Origin of the sequence: Dehalobacter sp. CP, from assembly GCF_047652685.1 — a bacterium.
Lineage (GTDB): Bacteria > Bacillota > Desulfitobacteriia > Desulfitobacteriales > Syntrophobotulaceae > Dehalobacter.
The window spans coordinates 2,794,647-2,815,686 of sequence record NZ_CP157399.1; the positions used below are offsets into that span (position 1 = coordinate 2,794,647).

Below are 21,040 nucleotides of genomic sequence, written 5' to 3' on the forward strand. Positions count from 1 at the left end.
ACAACGGTTGTCAGCAGTATCTAATATTAAACCTTCATATTATTGTATGATTTTTATGCTTGCCTGAGAAGCTTTTCTAATTCCCCATTCATAAAGTTATAATTATGCCCGTCTTCCGGATACTGTTCCCCGACTACATCATTCTTGTAGCTTTCCAAAGCATCCAAAATGATCGAATTCAGGTCCACATACTTCTTGACAAATTTGGGGGTGAAAGCATCAAAGAAACCCAGCGCATCGTGGACGATCATCAGCTGTCCATGAACATACGGACCTGCTCCGATCCCAATAACCGGGATATTTGCTCTTTCAGCAACAATCTTGCCGACTTCAGGCGGTATAGCTTCCAGCAGCAACAGGCTAATACCTGCTTCCTCAAGAATCTTAGCATCTTCAATAATCTTTAAGGCGCCTGCACAATCGCGGCCCTGGGATTTGAATCCGCCTAATTGAGCCATCGATTGCGGAGTTAAGCCGAGATGTCCCATCACAGGAATGGTCGCTTTGACCATAGCTTCGACAGTATCCGCCATATTGGATCCGCCCTCCAGCTTGACGGCGTCGCAGCCAGCCTCTGCCATAAAACGGCTTGCATTGCGAATGGCTTCTTTTTTGCTGATCTGATAGGTCATGTAAGGCATATCGCCGACTAAGTACGCCGTGGGTGCACCTTTACGGACTGCCTTAGCATGTGTGACCATGGTATCCAGATCCATACCCAGGGTTGTTTCTTCTCCCAGAACGGTCATCGCCATAGAATCCCCGACAAGTATAATATCGATACCAGCCTTCTCTTCAAGAAGGGCCATTGGATAGTCATAGCACGTGAGCATGGTAATTTTTTCACTTAAATTCACTTTGCTCTGCAACGCATTGATGTTAACTTTCGACCGCATCTTTTTTTTCCCTCCAAAAAATATAAGAACGATTTCTTAAAATCATTTACCATATAATATATACCATCCGCCTTTAATTGTCTACCCCTTGCCGACACTTTTCCACAAGGGGAGTACACCAATTAATGACAATGTCGAAAAAACAGAAAAGCTGATACCGTATAAAACGACACCAGCTTGTAAAAATCAATGAATTTAACCCATTGTCCTAAATCTCCAGATGTTTTCCTAAAAACTGTCCTGTATAAGAGGCCGGAACCGCTGCGATTTCCTCTGGCGTACCGACTGCGACGATCTCGCCTCCCCGGCTGCCGCCTTCGGGACCGAGGTCGATGATATAATCGGCGGTTTTAATCACGTCCAGATTGTGCTCGATGATCAAAACGGAATCGCCCGCCTCGACCAGGCGCTGCAGGACCTTCAAGAGCTTATCCACGTCGGCGACGTGCAAACCGGTCGTCGGTTCATCCAAAATATACAACGTTTTCCCCGTACTGCGGCGGCTGAGCTCCGTAGCCAACTTAACACGCTGGGCCTCTCCCCCGGAAAGGGTCGTAGCCGGCTGCCCAAGCTTGATGTAGCCTAAGCCAACATCCTGCAGCGTCTGCAGCTTCCGAGCAATCCGAGGTACAGCCCCGAAAAATTCGACCGCTTCAGCAACCGTCATGTCGAGGATCTCCGCAATATTTTTTCCTTTAAAGCTTACTTCCAGGGTCTCCCGGTTGTAACGCTGCCCGCGGCATACCTCACACGGAACATAGACATCCGGAAGAAAATGCATTTCAATTTTTATGATTCCGTCTCCCCGGCAGGCCTCACAGCGTCCGCCTTTAACATTGAAGCTGAATCGGCCTTGTTTATAGCCTCTGATTTTCGCTTCCGGCGTCAGGGAAAAGAGGTCCCGGATAAAATCAAATAGCCCGGTGTACGTGGCTGGATTGGATCGCGGTGTACGCCCGATCGGAGACTGGTCAATGTCGATAACCTTGTCGACATACTCCAGTCCTTTGAGCTCCTGGTAAACCCCGGGACGGACTTTGCTGCTGATTTTGAGTTCCATCTGAAGCCCTTTGAATAATATTTCGTTGACCAGCGTGCTTTTGCCTGATCCTGACACGCCTGTTACACAAGTCATCACACCCAATGGGAATTTGGCATGGAGCTGTTTCAGGTTGTTCTGGGCTGCACCGATTACTTCAAGCCATTTTCCGTTCGGCCGGCGCCGTTCAGCCGGGACTTCAATCTTTTTACGACCGGTCTGATACTGCCCGGTAATCGAAGCTTCACACGCCTTGATCGCTTCCAGATCTCCCTGCGCCACAATATGCCCGCCATGGGCTCCGGCGCCAGGGCCGATATCAATGATATGGTCAGCCTCCAAGAGCGTATCCTCATCATGTTCCACGACCAAAAGCGTGTTCCCCAAGTCCCGCAGTTTTTTCAACGTATCCAGCAGTTTAGCGTTATCGCGCTGGTGCAGACCGATGCTTGGCTCATCCAACACATAAAGCACACCGGTGAGACTCGAGCCAATCTGCGTGGCCAGACGGATCCTCTGGGCCTCCCCGCCTGAAAGTGTCCCGGCGGCACGATCCAGCGTCAGGTAGTCCAGCCCGACATTGACAAGAAAAACGAGCCTTTCTTTGATTTCTTTTAAAACCTGGCGCGCAATCATCTGTTCCTTTTCACTTAGAACGATTTTTTTAAAAAAGTCCAGGGACTCCATCACGGTAAGCCGGGTCAGCTCATAGATGGATAAACGATTAATCTTTACAGCCAGCGCTTCCGGTTTCAGCCTCTTGCCCTGACAGGCCGGGCACGGCCTGTCTGTCATCAGGCCTTCTATTTCATTCCGGACATAGTCAGAGGTCGATTCCTTATATCGGCGATTAAAATACGGCACCAGTCCTTCAAAAGGCGCTTTCCAATATTTTAATTCATCAAAGACATTGTAGTAACTGAATTTAATCGGTGAATCAGAACCATAGACCAGGGCCTGCCACTGCTCCGGTGTCAGATCTTTCACCGGGCAATCCAGACTGAACCCGAATTTTTCGGCCAGCCCCTGCAGCAGGGCAGGATAATAGCTCGAACTCGATTTCGCCCACGGCACAATTGCACCTTCATTGATCGACTTGCTGCGGTCGGAGATAATCAGATCGATATCTGCTTCCAGATTCGCCCCGAGTCCGGTACACGACGGACAGGCCCCGAATGGGCTGTTGAAGGAAAACAGTCTTGGAGCAATCTCGTCGATTGCAATTCCGCAGTCCGGGCACGCAAAATTTTCGCTGAACAGAATCTCTTCCTGACCCGCGATGTCGACCAGAACCGTGCCTTCGGCGAGCTTCAGCGCAGTCTCGATTGAGTCGGCAAGCCGGGCGGTGCTGTCGGGCTTCAGGGAGATTCTATCCACAACCACATCGATGGAGTGCTTTTTGTTTTTTTCAAGAAGTATTTCCTCACTGAGATCTCTGACTTCTCCGTCCACTCTCACCCGGACGTAGCCGCTTTTTCTGACCTGCTCGAGTGTCCGGACGTGCTCTCCTTTTTTTCCTTTGATCACCGGTGCTAGAATCTGCAGACGGGTTTTCTCCGGATAGCTCAGTAATTGATCCACCATCTGCTGGACGGTCTGCTGGCTGATCTCTTTGCCGCAATTCGGACAATGCGGATGACCGGCCCTTGCATAAAGCAGTCTGAGATAATCATAGATTTCCGTTACCGTTCCTACGGTTGATCGTGGATTGCGGCTGGTCGTCCTCTGATCAATGGAGATTGCGGGTGATAGTCCTTCAATATAATCGACATCCGGTTTGTCCATCTGCCCCAGAAACTGGCGGGCATAAGCTGAAAGGGACTCAACATAGCGTCTTTGTCCTTCAGCGTAAATGGTGTCAAAAGCCAGAGATGATTTTCCTGAGCCGGACAGGCCGGTAATAACAACAAGCTTATCCCGCGGAATATCGACATTAATGTTTTTGAGGTTATGAACACGGGCGCCCCGTACCTTGATATAATCCTGGGTCATACATTTCCTCCATAAGGCTTCTAAAGATGATGAGGCTATATTTTTGCTTGATTCTATTCCTTATTTAACATCTATTCTTCCATAATTGCCATGATTTTATCTTACACCAAAAAGCAGCAAAAGGGAACACTTGTTCGCATTCATTTACCTTCTTTTTTTACGGGATCTGTTCTGTTTCTCGGAAGAATAGTTTTTGCCAGATTTAGAGCGGCTGCTCCGTGTCATACCAGCATACTCTCCTTTCAGTTCAATGATCGCATCCCTCAAATCAGCTGCGCGTTCAAAATCCAGTTCTCTGGCAGCCTTAAGCATCTCTTCTTCCAGGACCTGAATGGTTTTTTCCTGTTCCTCAGGTGTTAACTTGCCGCCTTTTTCCCCATAAGCCGTCTTTTTCTCTGCAACTTTCGTCGCTTCAGGCACTTCATAGATCTGCTTGCGAATGGTCTGCGGGATAATCCCGTGTGCTCTGTTATATTCTTCCTGGATCGCTCGGCGACGGTTGGTCTCACCAATCGCGGCTTTCATGGATTCCGTCATATTGTCCGCATACATGATGACTTTTCCGTTGACATTTCGGGCCGCCCGGCCCACAGTCTGGATCAAAGACCTTTCCGATCTTAAGAATCCTTCCTTATCAGCATCAAGGATCGCCACCAGCGATACCTCAGGCAAATCAAGGCCTTCTCTTAAAAGATTAATCCCGACAATCACATCGATTTCTCCAAGACGGAGTTCTCTTAAGATTTCCAACCTCTCAAGGGTTTGAATATCAGAATGAAGATATCTGACATTAATATTCAGCTGTTTCAGATAGTCTGTCAGGTCTTCGGACATTCTCTTGGTCAGTGTGGTCACGAGGATTCTTTCGTCCCTGGCAATCCGCTGCCGGATCTCGCCGATCAGGTCATCAATCTGTCCCTGGGTGGGCCTCACAATGATTTCCGGGTCAATCAGACCTGTGGGCCGGATAATCTGTTCGACAACCTCGCGGCAGTGCTCCATTTCGTATGGTCCGGGAGTCGCACTGACATAGACCCTTTGGGGTACGACTTTTTCAAATTCAGAAAAACGCAGCGGCCGGTTATCCATGGCAGAGGGCAGGCGGAAACCATGCTCCACCAGCGTGCTTTTCCTGGAACGGTCTCCCTCAAACATGCCTCTGACCTGCGGCAGAGTCTGATGCGATTCATCAATGAACATCAGGAAATCCTTCGGGAAAAAGTGCAGCAAAGTATAGGGTGTTTCTCCTGGTTTGCGGAAGGTAAGATGCCTGGAATAATTTTCAATACCGTTGCAAAATTCCATCTCCCGAAGCATTTCAATATCGTAGCGGGTTCTCTGTTCGAGGCGCTGAGCCTCCAGCAGCTTTTCCCTGGAACGGAAATATTCCAGGCGCTCTTCAAGCTCCTGCTCAATATTTTCAGCTGCCAGCATTAATTTATCACGTTCGGTCACATAGTGGGAGTTTGGAAAAATCGAGATATGTTTTCGTTCTCCCAGGATTTCACCGGTCAGAAGATTCACCTCATAAAGATGCTCGATTTCATCGCCGAACATTTCAATCCGGACTGCCTTTTCATCCGTAGAAGCAGGACATACCTCGACGACATCCCCTCTTACCCGGAAAGTTCCGCGATAAAAGGCGGTATCATTCCGGTCGTACTGGATTTCAACCAGCTTGCGCAGCATCTGATTGCGTTCTATTTCCTGACCCTGCCGCAAAGACAGAACCATATCCCGGTACTCATCCGGAGAGCCCATACCATAGATACAGGAAACACTTGCGATAACAATGACGTCTCTTCTTTCAAACAACGCAGCTGTGGCCGAGTGCCGTAATTTTTCTATTTCCTCATTGATCGAAGCGTCTTTTTCAATGTAGAGGTCATTGGATGGAACATAAGCTTCCGGCTGATAATAATCATAATAACTGACAAAATATTCAACCGCATTCTCCGGAAAAAATTCCTTAAACTCGCAATACAGCTGTCCGGCCAGCGTCTTATTGTGTGCAAAGACCAGGGTCGGTTTTTGAATGCGTTCAATGATGCTGGCCATTGTAAATGTTTTACCCGATCCGGTAACACCCAGCAGCGTTTGGTGCTTTTTACCGGCTAGAACGCCTTCAGTAAGCTTGTCCACTGCCTGGGGCTGATCTCCAGAAAGACTATAAGGAGCCCGCAGTCGAAATTCCATAGAATATCCCTCCATCAAAGACAGTATATTTATTATATCATTTTGTTCTCATTCCCGCATTTTTGTTTCATCCTTGATGGAGGTCCGTCAAAATACTGCTCAGGAGCTCGCTGCGGAAATGGTCCAATCCCCTGAAATTTACGGAGTCATTAATTAGATTTTTTAATTCGAGGCGGTTCTTTCTGTATTGTTCGAGAATAGCTATCAGCTCCGTACTGTGACCCATCCGGAAACCCTGCTCTTCAATCCGGCAGGGATTTCCTTTCCAGACAGCCAGATTCTTTTCCGGAAAGAGCAAACCGACGATTGTGTATGGTTTTAGCGGATGAACAATGATTTCCATGGCCTGCCCCAGGCATTTAACCTCTTCGAGCAGTACCCGCAGAAGGTGAGCAGACTCTTCACCGTCCAGGCAAATCCGGTCAAAATCCCGAATATATCTTGGAGCAAGATTTAGCCACCCTTCTAATTGAAGGCTATGGAGAAAATAGAACGACAGATTGTTTGTTTTTATTCTGGAAAGGATTCGCGTGATCTCATCAATATGCGGCGAATCATCACCTTGCTGATCGCCTTCCCCGGCCAAAGACAGGACAGCGTCCAGGTTCCTGGTTTTGTTTTGACAGGCGTGGCTATCTTCCTCAGATCCCTCAGATTCCTCTTCTTTTTTTGGCATATAGTCTTTTCTGAGCTGGGCAATGATGTCCTGCTCAATGTCAGCAAGGCTTGCTCCAAGCTGACTGATTTTAGGACTGTGTTCTTCCAGTCTGCTCTGGCGGCAGAAGGAAGAAAAATCAATTTCACGGTGGTACGGGCCGCAATAATTTATCTGCCAGTTAAATTCATCCTTATCGAGTAAGCATATTTTATGCTTGGGCAGATACAGACCGGCAACTGAATCGGCTTCCCTGATCGACCTGATATAATCAACATCATTCCCACGGTCAATCATCTGGATGCCAATGAGCTTCATCATGGTTGATTTTCCTGTACCCGGGCCGCCCGTGAGAAGATATGTATATTTAATTTCTTTTAGCAGTTCAGGCAGCAGCGATACGTAACCGTAAGGCGTGAATGCCTCAATATAATAATGCCGAATCCCACTTGTGTTCCCCATGATGATTCCTCCAGTTCAATAATGTCTGTGGGATATTCTATGCAAGTAGAATAGCTGGCGTTCTCCCGTCAAATCAGAAATGCAATGTTCATTACAATGCTCCACAGCGAAACTGTGTCCCTCAGACTGATCATAGGGATAATAAGCAGATCTTCTTATCAGGAATTAACTCTCGATGTGTATGTCTATTCTAAGAATGTATTACTAGGATGAGATCGCTCATTAAATAAATCCGCAGCAGAACGGGTTTAATCATTCGTTCCGCTGCGGATTCTATTTAGAGAAAGACGTCTTAAATTGACATCTTCCATTTGACTGAATAAAGATACTGTATCCTTTTCTATCCTACTGGATTTTCTGCAGCAGGACTTCAACCGCCTTGCTCAGCTGACTGTCGAAGACAGGCTCGGTCGGAAGGATGGTAGGCTTTTCTCCTTCTTTAAGTTCGACTTCAACATCGGGCTTGATTCCCAATTTATTAATATCATTTTTCTTCGGTGTAAGATATTTGTCCGTCGTCAGCTTTACGCTGGTGTTGCCATCAAGGGTAAACACCGTCTGCACGACACCCTTGCCATACGTCTTCGTCCCGACCAGGGTCCCGCTTCCGTAATCCTTGACTGCCCCGGATACGATTTCTGCTGCTGAGGCCGTATATTCGTTGGTTAAAATGACAATGGGCATATCGATATATTCAGCAGTCGATTCTTTTGTATCTACGACGCCGTTCCTATTCACAATGTGAACGATTGACCCTTCCGGCACCAAAAAACTTGCTACTTTAATCGCGGCATTGACTTCTCCTCCGTAATTATAACGAAGATCAATAATCAGACCCTTATATTTGGTCAGATCCATCTCCCGTAAAACCTTCTCAAGTTCATCCCCGGTATTAATGTTAAAACTGGAGATATCAATCAGCCCAATATCTGACCTTTCCGGCAGAGAGATCCCTTCAACCGTCGGAACATTGATATAGTCACGGATAAGGCTTACGGTAAATTCTGTCTTCGTCTTCGGCCGGTAAATTTTAACCGTCACCTTGCTCCCGGGCTCTCCTCTTAAGATCGCGACTGCTTCATCCTGGCTGATCGTGGAGACATCGGTCTCGTCAATTTTGGTGATAATATCCCCCGCTTCGAGTCCTGCCCTCTCAGCCGGAGAACCTTTGATTGGACGCATAACAACCAATTTTTCCGGATCTGCCGTACTTAAATGTACACCGATCCCTCCAAAAGTGCCCTGAATCGAATTCATCAGCACTTTGTTTTCCTCAGCATCCTGGAAGGATGAATACGGGTCCAGCGAACCCACCATCCCGTCGATTGCCCCGTCAACGAGTCCAGCACGGGATGTTCCATTTAAATACTGGGTGTCAATAAGATAGACTACCCGCATAAGTCTTCCAAGGTGATCATAATTGACCAGTACAAACCCGCCAACAACAAGTGCCAGCCCCAGACAAAATATCAGGCCGACTGCTGCGGCCTGTATAAAAGCTTTTTTCCAATTCACACGGTTGAACAAACGTCCACTTCCCTATCAAACTCATTTATTCTTTGTTAGTATATGCAGACTTGTACAAGTTAAGTCCAATTGATTAAAAATAGGCCATCGGGTTTGTCGGGGTGCCGTCTTTACGTACTTCAAAGTGCAGGTGAGCCCCAGTACTCCATCCCGTTGATCCAACATAACCGATTGTTTGGCCGGCTGCCACTGTTGTCTTGACTGCAACCGCCCTTGAAGACATATGGCCGTAAAGCGTTGAGATTCCATTGCCGTGGTCGATAATAATGGCATTTCCATAGGCGCCGTACCAACCGGAAAAGATCACCGTACCGGATCCTGCTGCTACAATCTTCGCCCCGTATGGTGCACCGATATCGACTCCGGTGTGCAGTTTATACTGTTTTGTTATCGGATGAACCCTGTATCCGAAAGTACTGGTAATATACTTGTACCCTGGAGCAGGCCAGACATTAACTGTCCCAGTAACTCCTCCGGTGTTGTTCTTCTGCAATTCACGGATTTTTGACTCAAGTGCTTTAGAGTCTCTCTCCAGCTTGTCAATTTGTTCGAGCAGCGCTTCCTGATCCTCTTTATTCTCAGCGAGTGCTACTTCTTTTTTTGACTTGCTGCTGTCCAAATAATTTTTAGCTGCTTCCGCCTGTTGTTTTAAGCTCTCCGCCTCTTCCATTTTAGCGACGAGGAGTTCCTTCTTTTCATCTAAATCCTGTTTTTGAACACGGATATCACTTAAAATGGTTTGATCATTTTCAACTAGGCAGCTTAGATATTCTACTCTGGAAATGAAGTCGGATAAATCTGTGGATTGGAATAGAACTTCCAGATAGTTTACCTGACCTTCTTCATAGATCGCGCGTACCCGACTGCGCAGAGTATCCTGTCTTCCTTTCAGTTCCTGCTGTTTGGCTGTCACTTCCGTTTGAATCGCCGTTACTTCTTCCTGGGCCTTCGCATGGGCGTTTTCTTTATGATCCAGATCCACTTCAGCGTCAGAGATTTGCGTCGTCAGTTGCCGAATCTGTTTCTCCATCTGTTGCGCTTTTGTCGTTAGGCTATTCAGGTTTCCTTCCGCGTTCTTCTGCTGATTCAGGATCTTTTCCTGCTGCTTAAGCGCATCAGATAGTTCATCCGCGGTCACAGGAAAATTGAAAGTAACCATTAGAGTTAAAACAATCAGCAAAACAACCGGTCTTGTCATTTTAATCATATTTTACGCCATTCCCCCCCAATAAAACTCAAAGTTCGTTAACCTCGACGTCTAAAATCATGGAAAACTGATTTTAAAGGTTCAAAAATTTTCGTACAGAGAACGCACTTGCCAGAAATCCCATGGCAACCCCGCCCAGAACCATCAGCAGAAGCACATTGATAATGAACTGTTGACTGCTGACAACAGGCAGGAAACTCAAGGTCGAGATAATATACTGCAGGAGCCAGGTATAGGTAGCCCCAACCAGCGCAACAGCCAGGATTGCCCCGACCATACCAATGACGATCCCTTCGATGATAAAAGGCCAACGGACAAAGGATTTGCTGGCGCCAACCAGGCGCATGATTTGAATCTCTTTCTCTCTGGAATTTACATTGGTTTTAATATTTAAAACAATTAAGAGGAAAGAGGCACAAGCAAATGCGGCAACAACGCCAATCCCGACCCAGCGAAGCCACTGAGTAAAGACAATCAGTTTCTCAACAAAGCCCTGCCCATAACGAACTTTCTCGACTCCGGTCAGCCCGCTTACCTGGGAAGTAATCTCTTCGACGAGACGGGCATCGGTCGTTGTAATTGTAATCTTATCCGGAAATGGGTTTACTCCGCCCAAATCCTCCAGAAGAGAGTCGGAACCCATGGATTCCTGAAACTCTATAATAGCCTGATCTTTAGTGGTAACGGCAACGGTTGCAACACCTTCAAGTTTTTGAATCTGACTTTTTAAATCGGTAATTTGTGATGTCTCCAGATGATCATTTAAAAACGCGGCAATTTCTACCTGGGATTCAAAGGTGTCGGCAATGTTCGATGTGTTGACTAAAAAGAAAACCGAATAACCAACGATTGTTAAAGAAATCATCACCGTTAAAATGGATGCGGCACTGAGCCAGAAGTTTCTTTTCAATGATACCAGAGACTGGGTTAGAACATATTTTGCTGAGTTAAGTGACAATTCTGTATGCCCCCTCTATGCTGTCATCAACAATCTTGCCTTCTTCAATCCTTATTACCCTCTTATTCATTTGTTCAATAATGTACCTGGCATGTGTTGCCATCACGACCGTGGTACCCAGCTTGTTGACATGGTTAAGCAGTTCCATGATACTCCAGGAAGTATCGACATCAAGATTCCCTGTAGGTTCGTCCGCAACCAGCAAAGCGGGTTTGTTGACCAGCGCTCTGGCAATGCAGGCGCGCTGTTGTTCGCCTCCTGAAAGCTCGGAAGGAAAGGCATTCTTTTTCTTAGCAAGGCCAACCAAATCCAAAATCGTATTCGTATTCTCTCTAGTTTCTTTCATACTTTTACCAATGACCTGCTGGGCAAAAGCGACGTTTTCAAACACGGTCTTTGCCGGAAGCAGCTTGAAATCCTGAAAAATAACACCAATTTTTCTTCTGACCAATGGCACATGGCTGGAAGACATTCTCACAAGATTGACATTATCGATGAGTACCTGTCCCCTCGTAGCAATTTCTTCCCGGTAGAGCAGTTTGATCAGTGTCGATTTGCCGGCCCCGCTGGCCCCAACCAGAAATACAAAATCTCCCTTAGCGACGTCAAGGTTGACGCCGAATAGAGCGCGGGCACCATTCGGATAGATTTTAGAAACATTCTTTAGCTTAATCATTCATTGTCCTCCGGAAGACCTATTAACATCTATCTCTTCGACATTTTGTGTTATTTTCCTGTCTAAGACAGCTAAAAAATTAAACATTTCCTGAAAAATGGCAAAAACTCAGGAATGCATTCCACAATTATTAAACGATAGTGTAAAAAATAAATATATTGACAAATAACAACAGAAATATATTTGATTTCTTTAGGCTATTTTCTGATCCAAATCTTCTTACTATTTTCATCGGCAATTAAAAGAACAAATTGAGCAAAAGTAAAAAGCAGAATACCCTTTTGGGGAATATCCTGCTTTTATTTGTCCTGCAGCTCTTTATTTTTTGGCAATCACTCGTCTTACAGCTTCAACAATGTCTTTCGCTGTAAGATGATACTTCACCAGCAGTTCATCCGGGCGTCCGGACTCTCCGAAAACATCATTGACCCCAACCCGGCAGAGCGGGACAGGACAATTTTCGCTTAATACTTCTGCCACTGCACTTCCGAGTCCGCCGATAATACTGTGTTCCTCCGCAGTGACAACTGCTCCTGTTTGTTGCGCGATCTGAATAATGGTCTGTTTGTCCAGTGGTTTAACAGAGGCACAATTGACAACCGCGACGTCGTAGCCCTGCCCGCTGAGTTCACTCACAGCCTTCAGCGCTTCCGCTACCATGAGCCCGTTTGCGATAATGACAGCATCTTTGCCGTCTTTCAGGACATTGGCCTTGCCAATCTCGAACTGATAGGAAGATGAATCAAAGAGCACGGGCAGCGCCAGTCTTCCGAGCCGGATATAGACAGGTCCCTGGTATGCTGCAGCAGCTTTGATGACCTGACTTGTTTCCTCCGCATCAGCAGGAACCAGTACTGTCATATTCGGCACCGAACGCATCAGCGCCACATCTTCCACAGCCTGGTGGGAGGCACCGTCTTCACCTACACTGATCCCCGCATGAGTAGCCGCAATCTTCACATTGAGTTTCGGATAAGCGATAGAATTTCTGATCTGTTCGAAGGCCCTTCCTGTCGCAAAGATTGCAAAGGTACTCGCAAAAGGAATTTTACCCGCTGCTGCCAGCCCGGCCGAGACTCCCATTAAATTTTGTTCGGCAATGCCTATATTGATGAAACGTTTCGGAAATACCTTGGCAAAATCGGCTGTTTTGGTTGACTTGGACAAGTCGGCATCCAGAACCACAATATCCTTGTTTTCTCCGCCAAGCTGCACAAGTGTTTTGCCATAGGCATCTCTCGTCGCTATTTTTTCCGCTTTAATCAGATCAAACATCTCAGCCATTAGTTTTCACCTCTCAGTTCAGCCAGGGCAGCTTCCGCTTGTTCAGGGCTGGGTGCATTTCCATGCCACCCTGCCTGGTTTTCCATAAAAGATACCCCTTTTCCTTTAATGGTTTTGGCGATAATCATCGTCGGTTTGCCCTGGACCTGCTTCGCTGCTTCCAGGGTATCCGTCAATGCTGAAATGTCGTGGCCGTCAACCTCCAGGACATTCCATCCAAAGGCTCCCCATTTGTCAGAGAGCGGAGAAGAATTCATGACTTTTTCCGTCTCCCCGTCAATTTGAAGACCGTTAAAGTCCAGGATGCCAATCAGATTATCGAGCTTATAATGGGCTGCTGCCATCGCCGCTTCCCAAACCAGACCCTCATTCATTTCACCATCACCTACGAGGCAATATACTTTGTAGGTTTTTTGATCCATTTTGCCAGCTAGAGCCATACCGACTGCCGCTGAAATGCCCTGTCCCAAAGAACCGGTGGACATATCGACTCCCGGGACCTTTTTCATATCAGGGTGCCCCTGAAGAAAGTGCCCGGTCTGCCGAAGATGCTGCAGTTCTTCGCGCGAAAAATATCCTTTCTCCGCCAAGGCTGCATAAAGTACCGGGGCAGCATGCCCTTTACTGAGCACGAAGCGATCCCGCTCGGACCATCCAGGATTGGCCGAATCAATATTCATGATTCGGAAATATAAGACAGCAAGGATATCTGCGGCCGAAAGGCTGCCGCCAGGATGACCTGATTTAGCTTTTAGCAGCATTTCGATGATGTCCTGACGTATCCTGCAGGCGATTTCTTTTAAATCTGACATGGTATAAGGGTTCCTCCTTTATTTTGTTCCGAATTATTTATTCTGTCCGACGATATGCTGAAGATACGTCGAAATGAATGGATCAATTTCCCCGTCCATCACCGCATTGACATTCCCAGTTTCATAGCTGGTCCGATGGTCTTTGACCATGCTGTATGGATGAAAGACATAAGACCGAATCTGGCTCCCCCAGGCAATATCATTTTGCTCCCCACGGACCTCAGATATTTCCTCTTCCTGTTGTTTTCTCTTTAATTCCAAGAGTTTAGCCTGAAGAACCCGCATACAATAAGCCCTGTTCTGAATCTGAGAGCGCTCGCTCTGACATTGAACAATAATTCCGGTAGGCAGGTGTGTGATCCGTACAGCAGAATCCGTCTTATTGACATGCTGTCCGCCGGCTCCGCCTGAACGGTACGTGTCAACCTTTAAATCTTCCGCATCAATGGTTATCTCTGCATCATCAGTGACTTCAGGAATCACATCGACGGAGGCAAAGGAAGTATGCCGCCGTCCGGAGGCATCAAAAGGAGAGATACGCACCAGACGGTGTACCCCTTTCTCACACTTGGCGTAGCCGTAAGCATTCTCCCCAGCCAATGAAAATGTCGCACTTTTAATACCTGCTTCTTCTCCCGGGAGAAGATCGAGTGTCTCGACTTTAAATCCCCGGCGTTCACCCCAGCGAACATACATCCTGTACAGCATCTGCACCCAATCTTGGGATTCTGTCCCACCTGCGCCGGAGTGCAGGGTAATGATCGCATTATTACGGTCATAAGGTCCGCTGAGCAAAATCTCTAGTTCCAAATCAGCAAACTGGTTTTTCAATTTAACAATGGTGTTTTCAATTTCCGATTCCAAAGAAATATCGTCTTCCTCCACAGCCAGCTCCCAAAGTGCAGCGATGTCCTCGATCTGATCCTGGAGCTGTTGATGGACCGTCACCTTATCCTTCTCACGGGTCAATTCCTGCATGACTTTTTGCGCTGAAGAAGGATCATCCCAGAAACCGGGTTTGTTGAGTTCGTCCTCAAGCTTGGCAATCTTTATCTGACGGCCAGCAACGTCAAAGGGAAACCCTCAAATCTGCTAAACGCATTTTTAGATTCTCAATTTCTTTTTTCCAATCGGCAAGCATTTTTCCACCCCTAGATTATTTTTTCCACTGTTATTAAAGTAAAACAAATCTGTTTTGTCAACATTTTATTTAGCTGTTGATTCCGCAACATTTCTTATATTTCTTCCCACTTCCGCACGGGCAGGGATCATTGCGGCCAATATGTTCCCCAATTTTGCGGGGCTTCTTGACCTGCTCCTGTTCTTCCTCATAACGGTTCTCGGAGACTTTTTGCGCCTGTTCCGGAAGTTGCGTCGTAATCCGAGGTGTTACTCTTAAGATATAAGTCGAAACGTCCTCCTGGATGGATTCTACCATACCCTGGAACATATCAAAGGCTTCATTCTTGTATTCAAGGAGCGGATCGCGCTGTCCGTAAGCTCTTAAGCCAATCCCTTCCCGGAGGCTGTCCATCGCGTCAAGATGTTCCTTCCAGCGGGTATCTACAACCTGCAGAGCCACTGCTCTTTCAATTTGGCGCATCAGGTCCGAACCGAACTGGGATTCCCTGATCTCGTACAGTTCATGCACCCTGTCGGTCAATAGTTCTTCAACTTCTTCTTTGGCTAAATTGCTAATCTGTTCGGGGGTAAAGTCATGATCAGGAAGAATGACATTGTCGACATAGTCCAGAAAACTGACCAGATCCCATTCTTCCGGATACGGGCTATTTCCGCTGTAACGCGCTGTGGTGTCGGCAATGACTTTTTCGATCATATCCATTACCTGTTCTTTCAGGTTTTCTCCTGTCAGAACGGATCTGCGCTGCGAGTAAATAATCTCACGCTGCTTGTTCATAACATCGTCATAATTCAGCACGTGTTTGCGGATGTCAAAGTTTCTGCCCTCGACTCTCTTCTGGGCTGTTTCAATACTGCGGCTGACAATTTTGGATTCGACAGGAACACTGTCGTCCATACCCAGTTTGTCCATTAGCCCGGCAATATTGTCACCGCCGAAGAGCCGCATCAAATCATCGTCAAGCGAAATATAGAACTGGGAAGACCCCGGGTCACCTTGACGGCCGGAACGTCCTCTCAGCTGATTGTCAATCCGGCGGGATTCATGTCTTTCCGTGCCAATGATATGCAGTCCGCCAAGTTCCTTTACGCCTTCCCCAAGAACAATATCTGTTCCTCTGCCTGCCATATTGGTTGCAATGGTTACCATACCCTGTTCCCCCGCCTTGGCAACGATCTGGGCTTCAAGTTCATGAAACTTAGCGTTCAGCACCTGATGCGGAACACCTTTCTTTTTCAGCATGTCGCTGAGCTTCTCGGATTTTTCAATCGAAATCGTTCCGACAAGTACTGGCTGGCCTTTGGCATTCTTTTCCGAAATGTCGTTGACTACGGCGTTAAACTTGCCTTCTTCCGTCCTATAGATAACATCAGGCAGATCCTGTCTGACCATCGGAAGATTCGTGGGGACTTCTACGACGTCCAACCTGTAAATATTAATAAATTCCTGCTCTTCCGTCTTCGCGGTACCGGTCATGCCACCAAGTTTCTTAAACATCCGAAAAAAGTTTTGAAACGTAATGGTTGCCAGCGTCTGAGATTCCCGCTCAATCTTGACATTTTCCTTGGCTTCAATCGCCTGGTGGAGTCCCTCGCTGTACCTGCGCCCAAACATTAAGCGGCCCGTAAATTCATCGACAATAATGACCTGACCGTCTTTCACCACATAGTCACGGTCAAGCTTGAACAGGGTATGCGCTTTCAAAGCCTGATTGACGTGATGCGCAACTTCATTGTGTAGGTCATCGTATAAGTTATCCACCCCGAGCATTGTTTCAACCCTAGATACCCCATTCTCCGTCAGCGTTACAACTCTGTCCTTTTCATTGACATGATAGTCTTCCTCCGGCTTAAGGCGGGGGACAACCTTCGCAACCCGGAAGTACAGTTCAGTGGGCTTATCAGCTTCTCCGGAAATGATTAATGGCGTCCTCGCTTCATCGATCAGAATCGAGTCTACTTCGTCCACGATGGCATAATGGAGCTCCCGCTGGACGACAGCGGCAGGATTGACGGACATATTGTCTCTCAGATAGTCAAATCCGAATTCATTGTTCGTGCCGTACGTAATGTCGGCGTTATAGCTTGTCCGCCGCTGTTCGTGTGTCAGACCATGAACAATCAGCCCGACGGACAAACCAAGAAAGTCATACACCTGGCCCATCCAGTTGGCGTCACGGGTAGCAAGATAATCGTTAACCGTCACAACATGGACGCCCAAGCCGGTTAAGGCATTTAAATACGTAGGCAAGGTTGCAACCAGCGTTTTGCCTTCCCCGGTCTTCATTTCGGCGATCCTTCCATCGTGAAGGACCATTCCGCCTATAAGCTGAACATCATAGTGCCGCTGTCCGAGAACTCTTTTCGAAGCCTCCCTGACGACAGCAAAGGCTTCCGGCAAAAGATCATCCAGCGTCTCACCCTGTTCCAGTCTTTCTTTGAATTCCACTGTCTTTGCTCTGAGTTCGTCATCAGAGAGTACCTGTATGGAAGGTTCCAACTGATTAATTTTTTCAACTTTCTTTTGGTACTTTTTTATATCCCTGGCGTTGTCATCAATCAAATCCTTTAAAAAACCCATTTTGGTCCACCTTTCACCTTACGCGGTGTGCTTAATATGATTATTTTATCACTGTCTTACTGAAGGTTCAATCTAAGCAAAAAGATGTCCCGCTTAGGCGGGACACTTTTTTGCTCAGGATATGCGATTAATAAACCTGAGTCGTTCAGCCGTTTTAGTATTCTGGCTCTAGTAGGCCGTAGCCGCCGTGTTTACGCCGGTAAACAACATTTATCTGCCCCGTATCTGCATTGGCAAATACAAAAAAATTATGCCCGATCAGGTCCATCTGCATCGCTGCCTCGTCAACCGACATAAGCTTAGCTGAAAACTTTTTTGTTTTAACGATGCTGTTATTGTCAAAGATTTCTTCATCATCCTCGAGAATATAGCTCGGCTCCTCCTTCGTGGATTTTATTCTCTTTTTCCCAATACGCTTGCGGTATTTTTCCATTTGGCGTTCCAGCTTATCCACTACCAGGTCGATGGAGGAATACATATCATCTGTTTCTTCCTCACCTCTGAGAAGAAATCCGTTTAGCGGGGCAGTAACTTCAACTCTCTGCCGTTCTTTTTCTACGGACAGCATGACTTGAATATCGAGAAAATCATCGGAGTACTTCTCCAGCTTACGGACTCTTTTTTCTACATAATCCTTTAACGCGTCCGTCATTTTCATTTGTTTGCCTCGAACATTGATATTCATAGTCTCAACCCCTTTCGCCTGATATAGTATTATAATTCATCTTTTCTTATTAAATTCCTGCCATATTTTATCTTTGTTTAGTGATATTATTACCTCAACGAACTGAAAACATCCTGAGAAGCAGTATCTTGTTAACCTTAAAATTTTATTTGATGGCGAGCAGATTTTCTGCAAGACAACGCAGTATTGCGAAAAATCTGCTGTCAGGATATATGAGATTTAGGGTTAACATGATACTAGCGTTTCGGTTTGTTGAAGTTATACACAACAGATTGTGGATAATGTTGATAACTTTACTTTTTGGCGTATATTTTCATTTTTATTGGTGGATAAAATTGTGAGCAGTCCATCGATTAGTACGAAGGTCCTATTTTTGTCTTCATTCTGCAATTTTCTGCAAAAATGATTCTTCTGCGGCAAATTGTCTCATTCTTCTTTACCCGCGCCAAGACAAAAAGCATAGACTTTCTTTACCCCATTCTTTTTCAGTACCCCGGCACATTCTTCCAGCGTCGAGCCTGTCGTCACAACATCATCAACCAGCCAGACAATTTCCCTGAGATCACTGTAACCAGGTTTGACAGAGAAGGCATCCCGGAGATTCCGCAGCCTTTGCCTGCGTCCCAGGGTAGTCTGAGGAATTGTATCCTTCATTCGGTCAAGCAGATTCTGATAAGGAATTGCCAGCTGCCTGCTGATGATTGAGGCCAGCACTTCTGCTTGATTGAATCCTCTTTGGGCCAGCCTGTCCGGATGCATCGGCACCGGAACTACTGCGTCAGGAGGAGGCAAGCAGCGGATAACCCATGGTATGATCACTTCTGCCAGAGACGCTAGCAAATATGGCTGTCCCTTATATTTAATCTGCTGGACCAATTCTTTCCAGGCACCTTTGTAATAACCCAGACAGGTTACCTTATCCAATCCTTCCGGCCCCTTTCCTGTTTCACAATTTCGGCAACGTGTTTTGGTCCCTGCAAGAATTTTGCCGCAGGAACCACAGCGAGGCAAATTCGGAAAGAAATATGCCTGCTGACAAATCAGACAGACCGATTCTTCTGATACATTGCCACAAAGCAAACAATACGTTGTCTTCTCATACCACAAAAGCGCTGCGTTTTCTTTAAGTTTCAAGAATAAATCAACCATTCAAACATCCCCATTCTTCAGCCAGCCTGTTCTGGTCCTGAATCCAGCGGTTGGCCTGGATCATGGCCTGGGTTTGTTCGGCATAAATAAAGACGGCTCTTCCAACCGGACATTCTGCGCTCCGGCCTGTTCTGCCGGCCATCTGGACCAAAGCTCTCGCATCATAGAGCGTATGATCCGCAAATAAAACTGCAACCTGTACACCTTTGACGGTTATGCCTCTTTCTAAAATGGATGTACAGACAAAAATATTAATATCGCCCTGCCTGAAAAGTACGGTCTTTTCTCTCCTCGCAGCATCCGAGCTCCAGCTTCCCTCCACGCGCAGATCACCAAAAGCCATTTTCAGCACACCCGTCCATTCTTTAACCAATGCAACGGTGGGGACAAAGACCAGAATCGGACCGTCCGCAATCAATTTCAGCAATACTTTTTTCAATTCAACCAGCGAACGATCCCTGGTCAGTTTATTTTTTTGCCATTCGGGGACCGGAACAGGAAAGCCATGATGTCTTACAGGGAGTCTGACGATCGCACATTTCTGGCTCTTAACCCGTAACAGGATTTCTGCTGACGGTGTCGCTGTAAGACAGATAATTTGTCCATCTGGTCTTAAAGCCTGTCTGATCCCATATTCCAGGACGCGGCTTCCTTCATACGGATAGGCGTCAGTCTCATCAAGGATAATCAGGTGAAAAGCCCGATAAAATCTCAGAACTTGATGCGTTGTTGCGACGGTTAGCTTTGAGGGCTCCATATCCTGCAGCAGCGCTCCGCTTAAAATTTTGATATTGTATTCCGGAAAATTTTTCTGCAAACGAGGCTGAACATCGTGCACAACGTCCTGTCTGGGTGCCGCAAAAAGAACCTTTTTCTTCTGACGCAAAAAACTGTCGATCAAAGGGAAACAAACCTCTGTTTTTCCAGCACCGCAGGCAGCCCAAAGCAGCGTTTCTTGTGCTTTTCGCCGGTGCACCTGCTGCCAAAGCTCTTCGGCTGCCTTTTCCTGCGCAAAAGTAAATTCCAGGCTATAACTCCGGACAGTTTGTTCTGGTTTACACTTATCCGTATCCACCTGTGTTTGACCCGGAACATCGACGGAATGGAGCCTAAAAAGAATTTGCAGAGAATTGAGCGGTCCAATTTCCCGACAGTCAAGGCAAGTATATGTATCGCCATACAGTGATGGCCATTCTTCATAATGACTGCTTCCGCAGCGCCGGCAGAAATACCTGGATCGAACCTGTTCAAAAATCGGTAGCCACTCTGCATTTCCACTCTGCACAGCTTTTTGCATGAGGCCCAGAAGTTCCTTCGTACTAACGCCGAGCTTTTTCTCCACAATCCGAAACTCATTTTCGGCGAGTTGCCTGCCCTCCGCTATTCTCAGGAATTTTTGGTACATGGTTTCATTCTGCAGTACTTCGATATTGAATGCCTCCGGCAAGGCCTCCCGGCTGATATCCTGCCACCGAACCTTTTCTTGAACGCCCATATTTTCTTTTTTCATCCGATTTGTTAGCTTTTGGGCAAGCCTGTTTTCAAAGTCCCCGTCTATAACTGGTGCTGATGGCAGAGCTGGTGAAAATGGCTGCGTGGCTGGTTGTGTTGTTGGTTTTTTATCAGGCAGCCCTCCAGTGACGGCCAGCAGCTTTCCTAGCGGTAACCCCGGGCTCAAATACCTCGTCCACCCTCCCAGGATTAGGCCCGCAGAAGGCAGCGGAGAAAAACAGAATTCTCCATTGTCTTTGGCTAAAATGTAAAAAAGCACGCTTTTGTCC

The 21,040-nt window shown here is 46.8% G+C and carries 15 protein-coding genes; all 15 read right to left on the minus strand.

Annotated features, from left to right (window positions below):
* Positions 1 to 53 precede the first annotated feature (53 nt).
* The 15 genes from panB to AAH944_RS13915 all read right to left on the minus strand — a co-directional run bounded on the left by panB (position 54) and on the right by AAH944_RS13915 (position 20,937).
* On the minus strand, positions 54 to 896 hold the full coding sequence (gene panB / locus AAH944_RS13845; RefSeq protein ID WP_415535367.1) for a 3-methyl-2-oxobutanoate hydroxymethyltransferase: 843 nt from the start codon (positions 894 to 896) through the stop codon (positions 54 to 56).
* Between the two features lie 208 nt (positions 897 to 1,104).
* Positions 1,105 to 3,927 (minus strand): excinuclease ABC subunit UvrA, encoded by a 2,823-nt coding sequence (uvrA, locus tag AAH944_RS13850; RefSeq protein ID WP_415535368.1) that lies wholly within the window; start codon positions 3,925 to 3,927, stop codon positions 1,105 to 1,107.
* A 144-nt stretch (positions 3,928 to 4,071) separates the two neighbouring features.
* Positions 4,072 to 6,123, minus strand: coding sequence for an excinuclease ABC subunit UvrB (uvrB, locus tag AAH944_RS13855; protein WP_415535369.1), 2,052 nt, complete (start codon positions 6,121 to 6,123; stop codon positions 4,072 to 4,074).
* 67 nt (positions 6,124 to 6,190) lie between these two features.
* On the minus strand, positions 6,191 to 7,240 hold the full coding sequence (locus AAH944_RS13860; RefSeq protein WP_415535370.1) for a hypothetical protein: 1,050 nt from the start codon (positions 7,238 to 7,240) through the stop codon (positions 6,191 to 6,193).
* Between the two features lie 345 nt (positions 7,241 to 7,585).
* Positions 7,586 to 8,767, minus strand: a complete 1,182-nt coding sequence (locus AAH944_RS13865; RefSeq protein ID WP_415535371.1) for a S41 family peptidase — start codon at positions 8,765 to 8,767, stop codon at positions 7,586 to 7,588.
* Positions 8,768 to 8,840: 73 nt separating this feature from the next.
* Entirely contained in the window at positions 8,841 to 9,974 is a 1,134-nt protein-coding gene (locus AAH944_RS13870) for a murein hydrolase activator EnvC family protein (protein ID WP_415535372.1), read from the minus strand.
* Positions 9,975 to 10,047: 73 nt separating this feature from the next.
* The gene (ftsX, locus tag AAH944_RS13875; RefSeq protein WP_415535373.1) at positions 10,048 to 10,932 is read right to left on the minus strand and encodes a permease-like cell division protein FtsX; all 885 of its coding nucleotides are present in this window, start codon (positions 10,930 to 10,932) and stop codon (positions 10,048 to 10,050) included.
* Positions 10,922 to 11,608: a cell division ATP-binding protein FtsE gene (gene ftsE / locus AAH944_RS13880; protein ID WP_019224968.1), complete on the minus strand. Its 687-nt coding sequence runs from the start codon at positions 11,606 to 11,608 to the stop codon at positions 10,922 to 10,924. The genes ftsX and ftsE overlap by 11 nt, the downstream gene beginning before the upstream one ends.
* Before the next feature lie 318 nt (positions 11,609 to 11,926).
* Positions 11,927 to 12,892, minus strand: coding sequence for a transketolase family protein (locus tag AAH944_RS13885; protein ID WP_415535374.1), 966 nt, complete (start codon positions 12,890 to 12,892; stop codon positions 11,927 to 11,929).
* Positions 12,892 to 13,704 carry a transketolase gene (locus tag AAH944_RS13890; RefSeq protein WP_415535375.1) on the minus strand — a complete coding sequence of 271 codons (813 nt, stop codon included), beginning with the start codon at positions 13,702 to 13,704 and terminating at the stop codon, positions 12,892 to 12,894. The genes AAH944_RS13885 and AAH944_RS13890 overlap by 1 nt, the downstream gene beginning before the upstream one ends.
* A 33-nt stretch (positions 13,705 to 13,737) precedes the next feature.
* Positions 13,738 to 14,845 (minus strand): peptide chain release factor 2 gene (prfB, locus tag AAH944_RS13895; protein WP_415535376.1). Its coding sequence is split into 2 segments (ribosomal slippage): positions 13,738 to 14,775 and positions 14,777 to 14,845, totalling 1,107 coding nucleotides; the frame shifts between segments, so codons are not numbered across the junction.
* Between the two features lie 69 nt (positions 14,846 to 14,914).
* Positions 14,915 to 17,425: a preprotein translocase subunit SecA gene (secA, locus tag AAH944_RS13900; RefSeq protein WP_415535377.1), complete on the minus strand. Its 2,511-nt coding sequence runs from the start codon at positions 17,423 to 17,425 to the stop codon at positions 14,915 to 14,917.
* A gap of 154 nt (positions 17,426 to 17,579) precedes the next feature.
* Positions 17,580 to 18,110 carry a ribosome hibernation-promoting factor, HPF/YfiA family gene (gene hpf / locus AAH944_RS13905; RefSeq protein ID WP_015044892.1) on the minus strand — a complete coding sequence of 177 codons (531 nt, stop codon included), beginning with the start codon at positions 18,108 to 18,110 and terminating at the stop codon, positions 17,580 to 17,582.
* Between the two features lie 426 nt (positions 18,111 to 18,536).
* Positions 18,537 to 19,259: a phosphoribosyltransferase family protein gene (locus tag AAH944_RS13910; RefSeq protein WP_415535378.1), complete on the minus strand. Its 723-nt coding sequence runs from the start codon at positions 19,257 to 19,259 to the stop codon at positions 18,537 to 18,539.
* Positions 19,252 to 20,937: a DEAD/DEAH box helicase family protein gene (locus tag AAH944_RS13915; protein WP_415535379.1), complete on the minus strand. Its 1,686-nt coding sequence runs from the start codon at positions 20,935 to 20,937 to the stop codon at positions 19,252 to 19,254. Before AAH944_RS13915 ends, AAH944_RS13910 begins: the two co-directional genes overlap by 8 nt.
* Positions 20,938 to 21,040 lie beyond the last annotated feature (103 nt).

Excerpts from the sequence above, each read along its gene's own strand:
- panB (WP_415535367.1), bottom strand. The coding sequence starts at position 896 with ATGCGGTCGAAAGTTAACATCAATGCGTTGCAGAGCAAAGTGAATTTA.
- uvrA (WP_415535368.1), bottom strand. The coding sequence starts at position 3,927 with ATGACCCAGGATTATATCAAGGTACGGGGCGCCCGTGTTCATAACCTC.
- uvrB (WP_415535369.1), bottom strand. The coding sequence starts at position 6,123 with ATGGAATTTCGACTGCGGGCTCCTTATAGTCTTTCTGGAGATCAGCCC.
- AAH944_RS13860 (WP_415535370.1), bottom strand. The coding sequence starts at position 7,240 with ATGGGGAACACAAGTGGGATTCGGCATTATTATATTGAGGCATTCACG.
- AAH944_RS13870 (WP_415535372.1), bottom strand. The coding sequence starts at position 9,974 with ATGATTAAAATGACAAGACCGGTTGTTTTGCTGATTGTTTTAACTCTA.
- ftsE (WP_019224968.1), bottom strand. The coding sequence starts at position 11,608 with ATGATTAAGCTAAAGAATGTTTCTAAAATCTATCCGAATGGTGCCCGC.
- AAH944_RS13885 (WP_415535374.1), bottom strand. The coding sequence starts at position 12,892 with ATGGCTGAGATGTTTGATCTGATTAAAGCGGAAAAAATAGCGACGAGA.
- AAH944_RS13890 (WP_415535375.1), bottom strand. The coding sequence starts at position 13,704 with ATGTCAGATTTAAAAGAAATCGCCTGCAGGATACGTCAGGACATCATC.
- secA (WP_415535377.1), bottom strand. The coding sequence starts at position 17,425 with ATGGGTTTTTTAAAGGATTTGATTGATGACAACGCCAGGGATATAAAA.
- hpf (WP_015044892.1), bottom strand. The coding sequence starts at position 18,110 with ATGAATATCAATGTTCGAGGCAAACAAATGAAAATGACGGACGCGTTA.
- AAH944_RS13910 (WP_415535378.1), bottom strand. The coding sequence starts at position 19,259 with ATGGTTGATTTATTCTTGAAACTTAAAGAAAACGCAGCGCTTTTGTGG.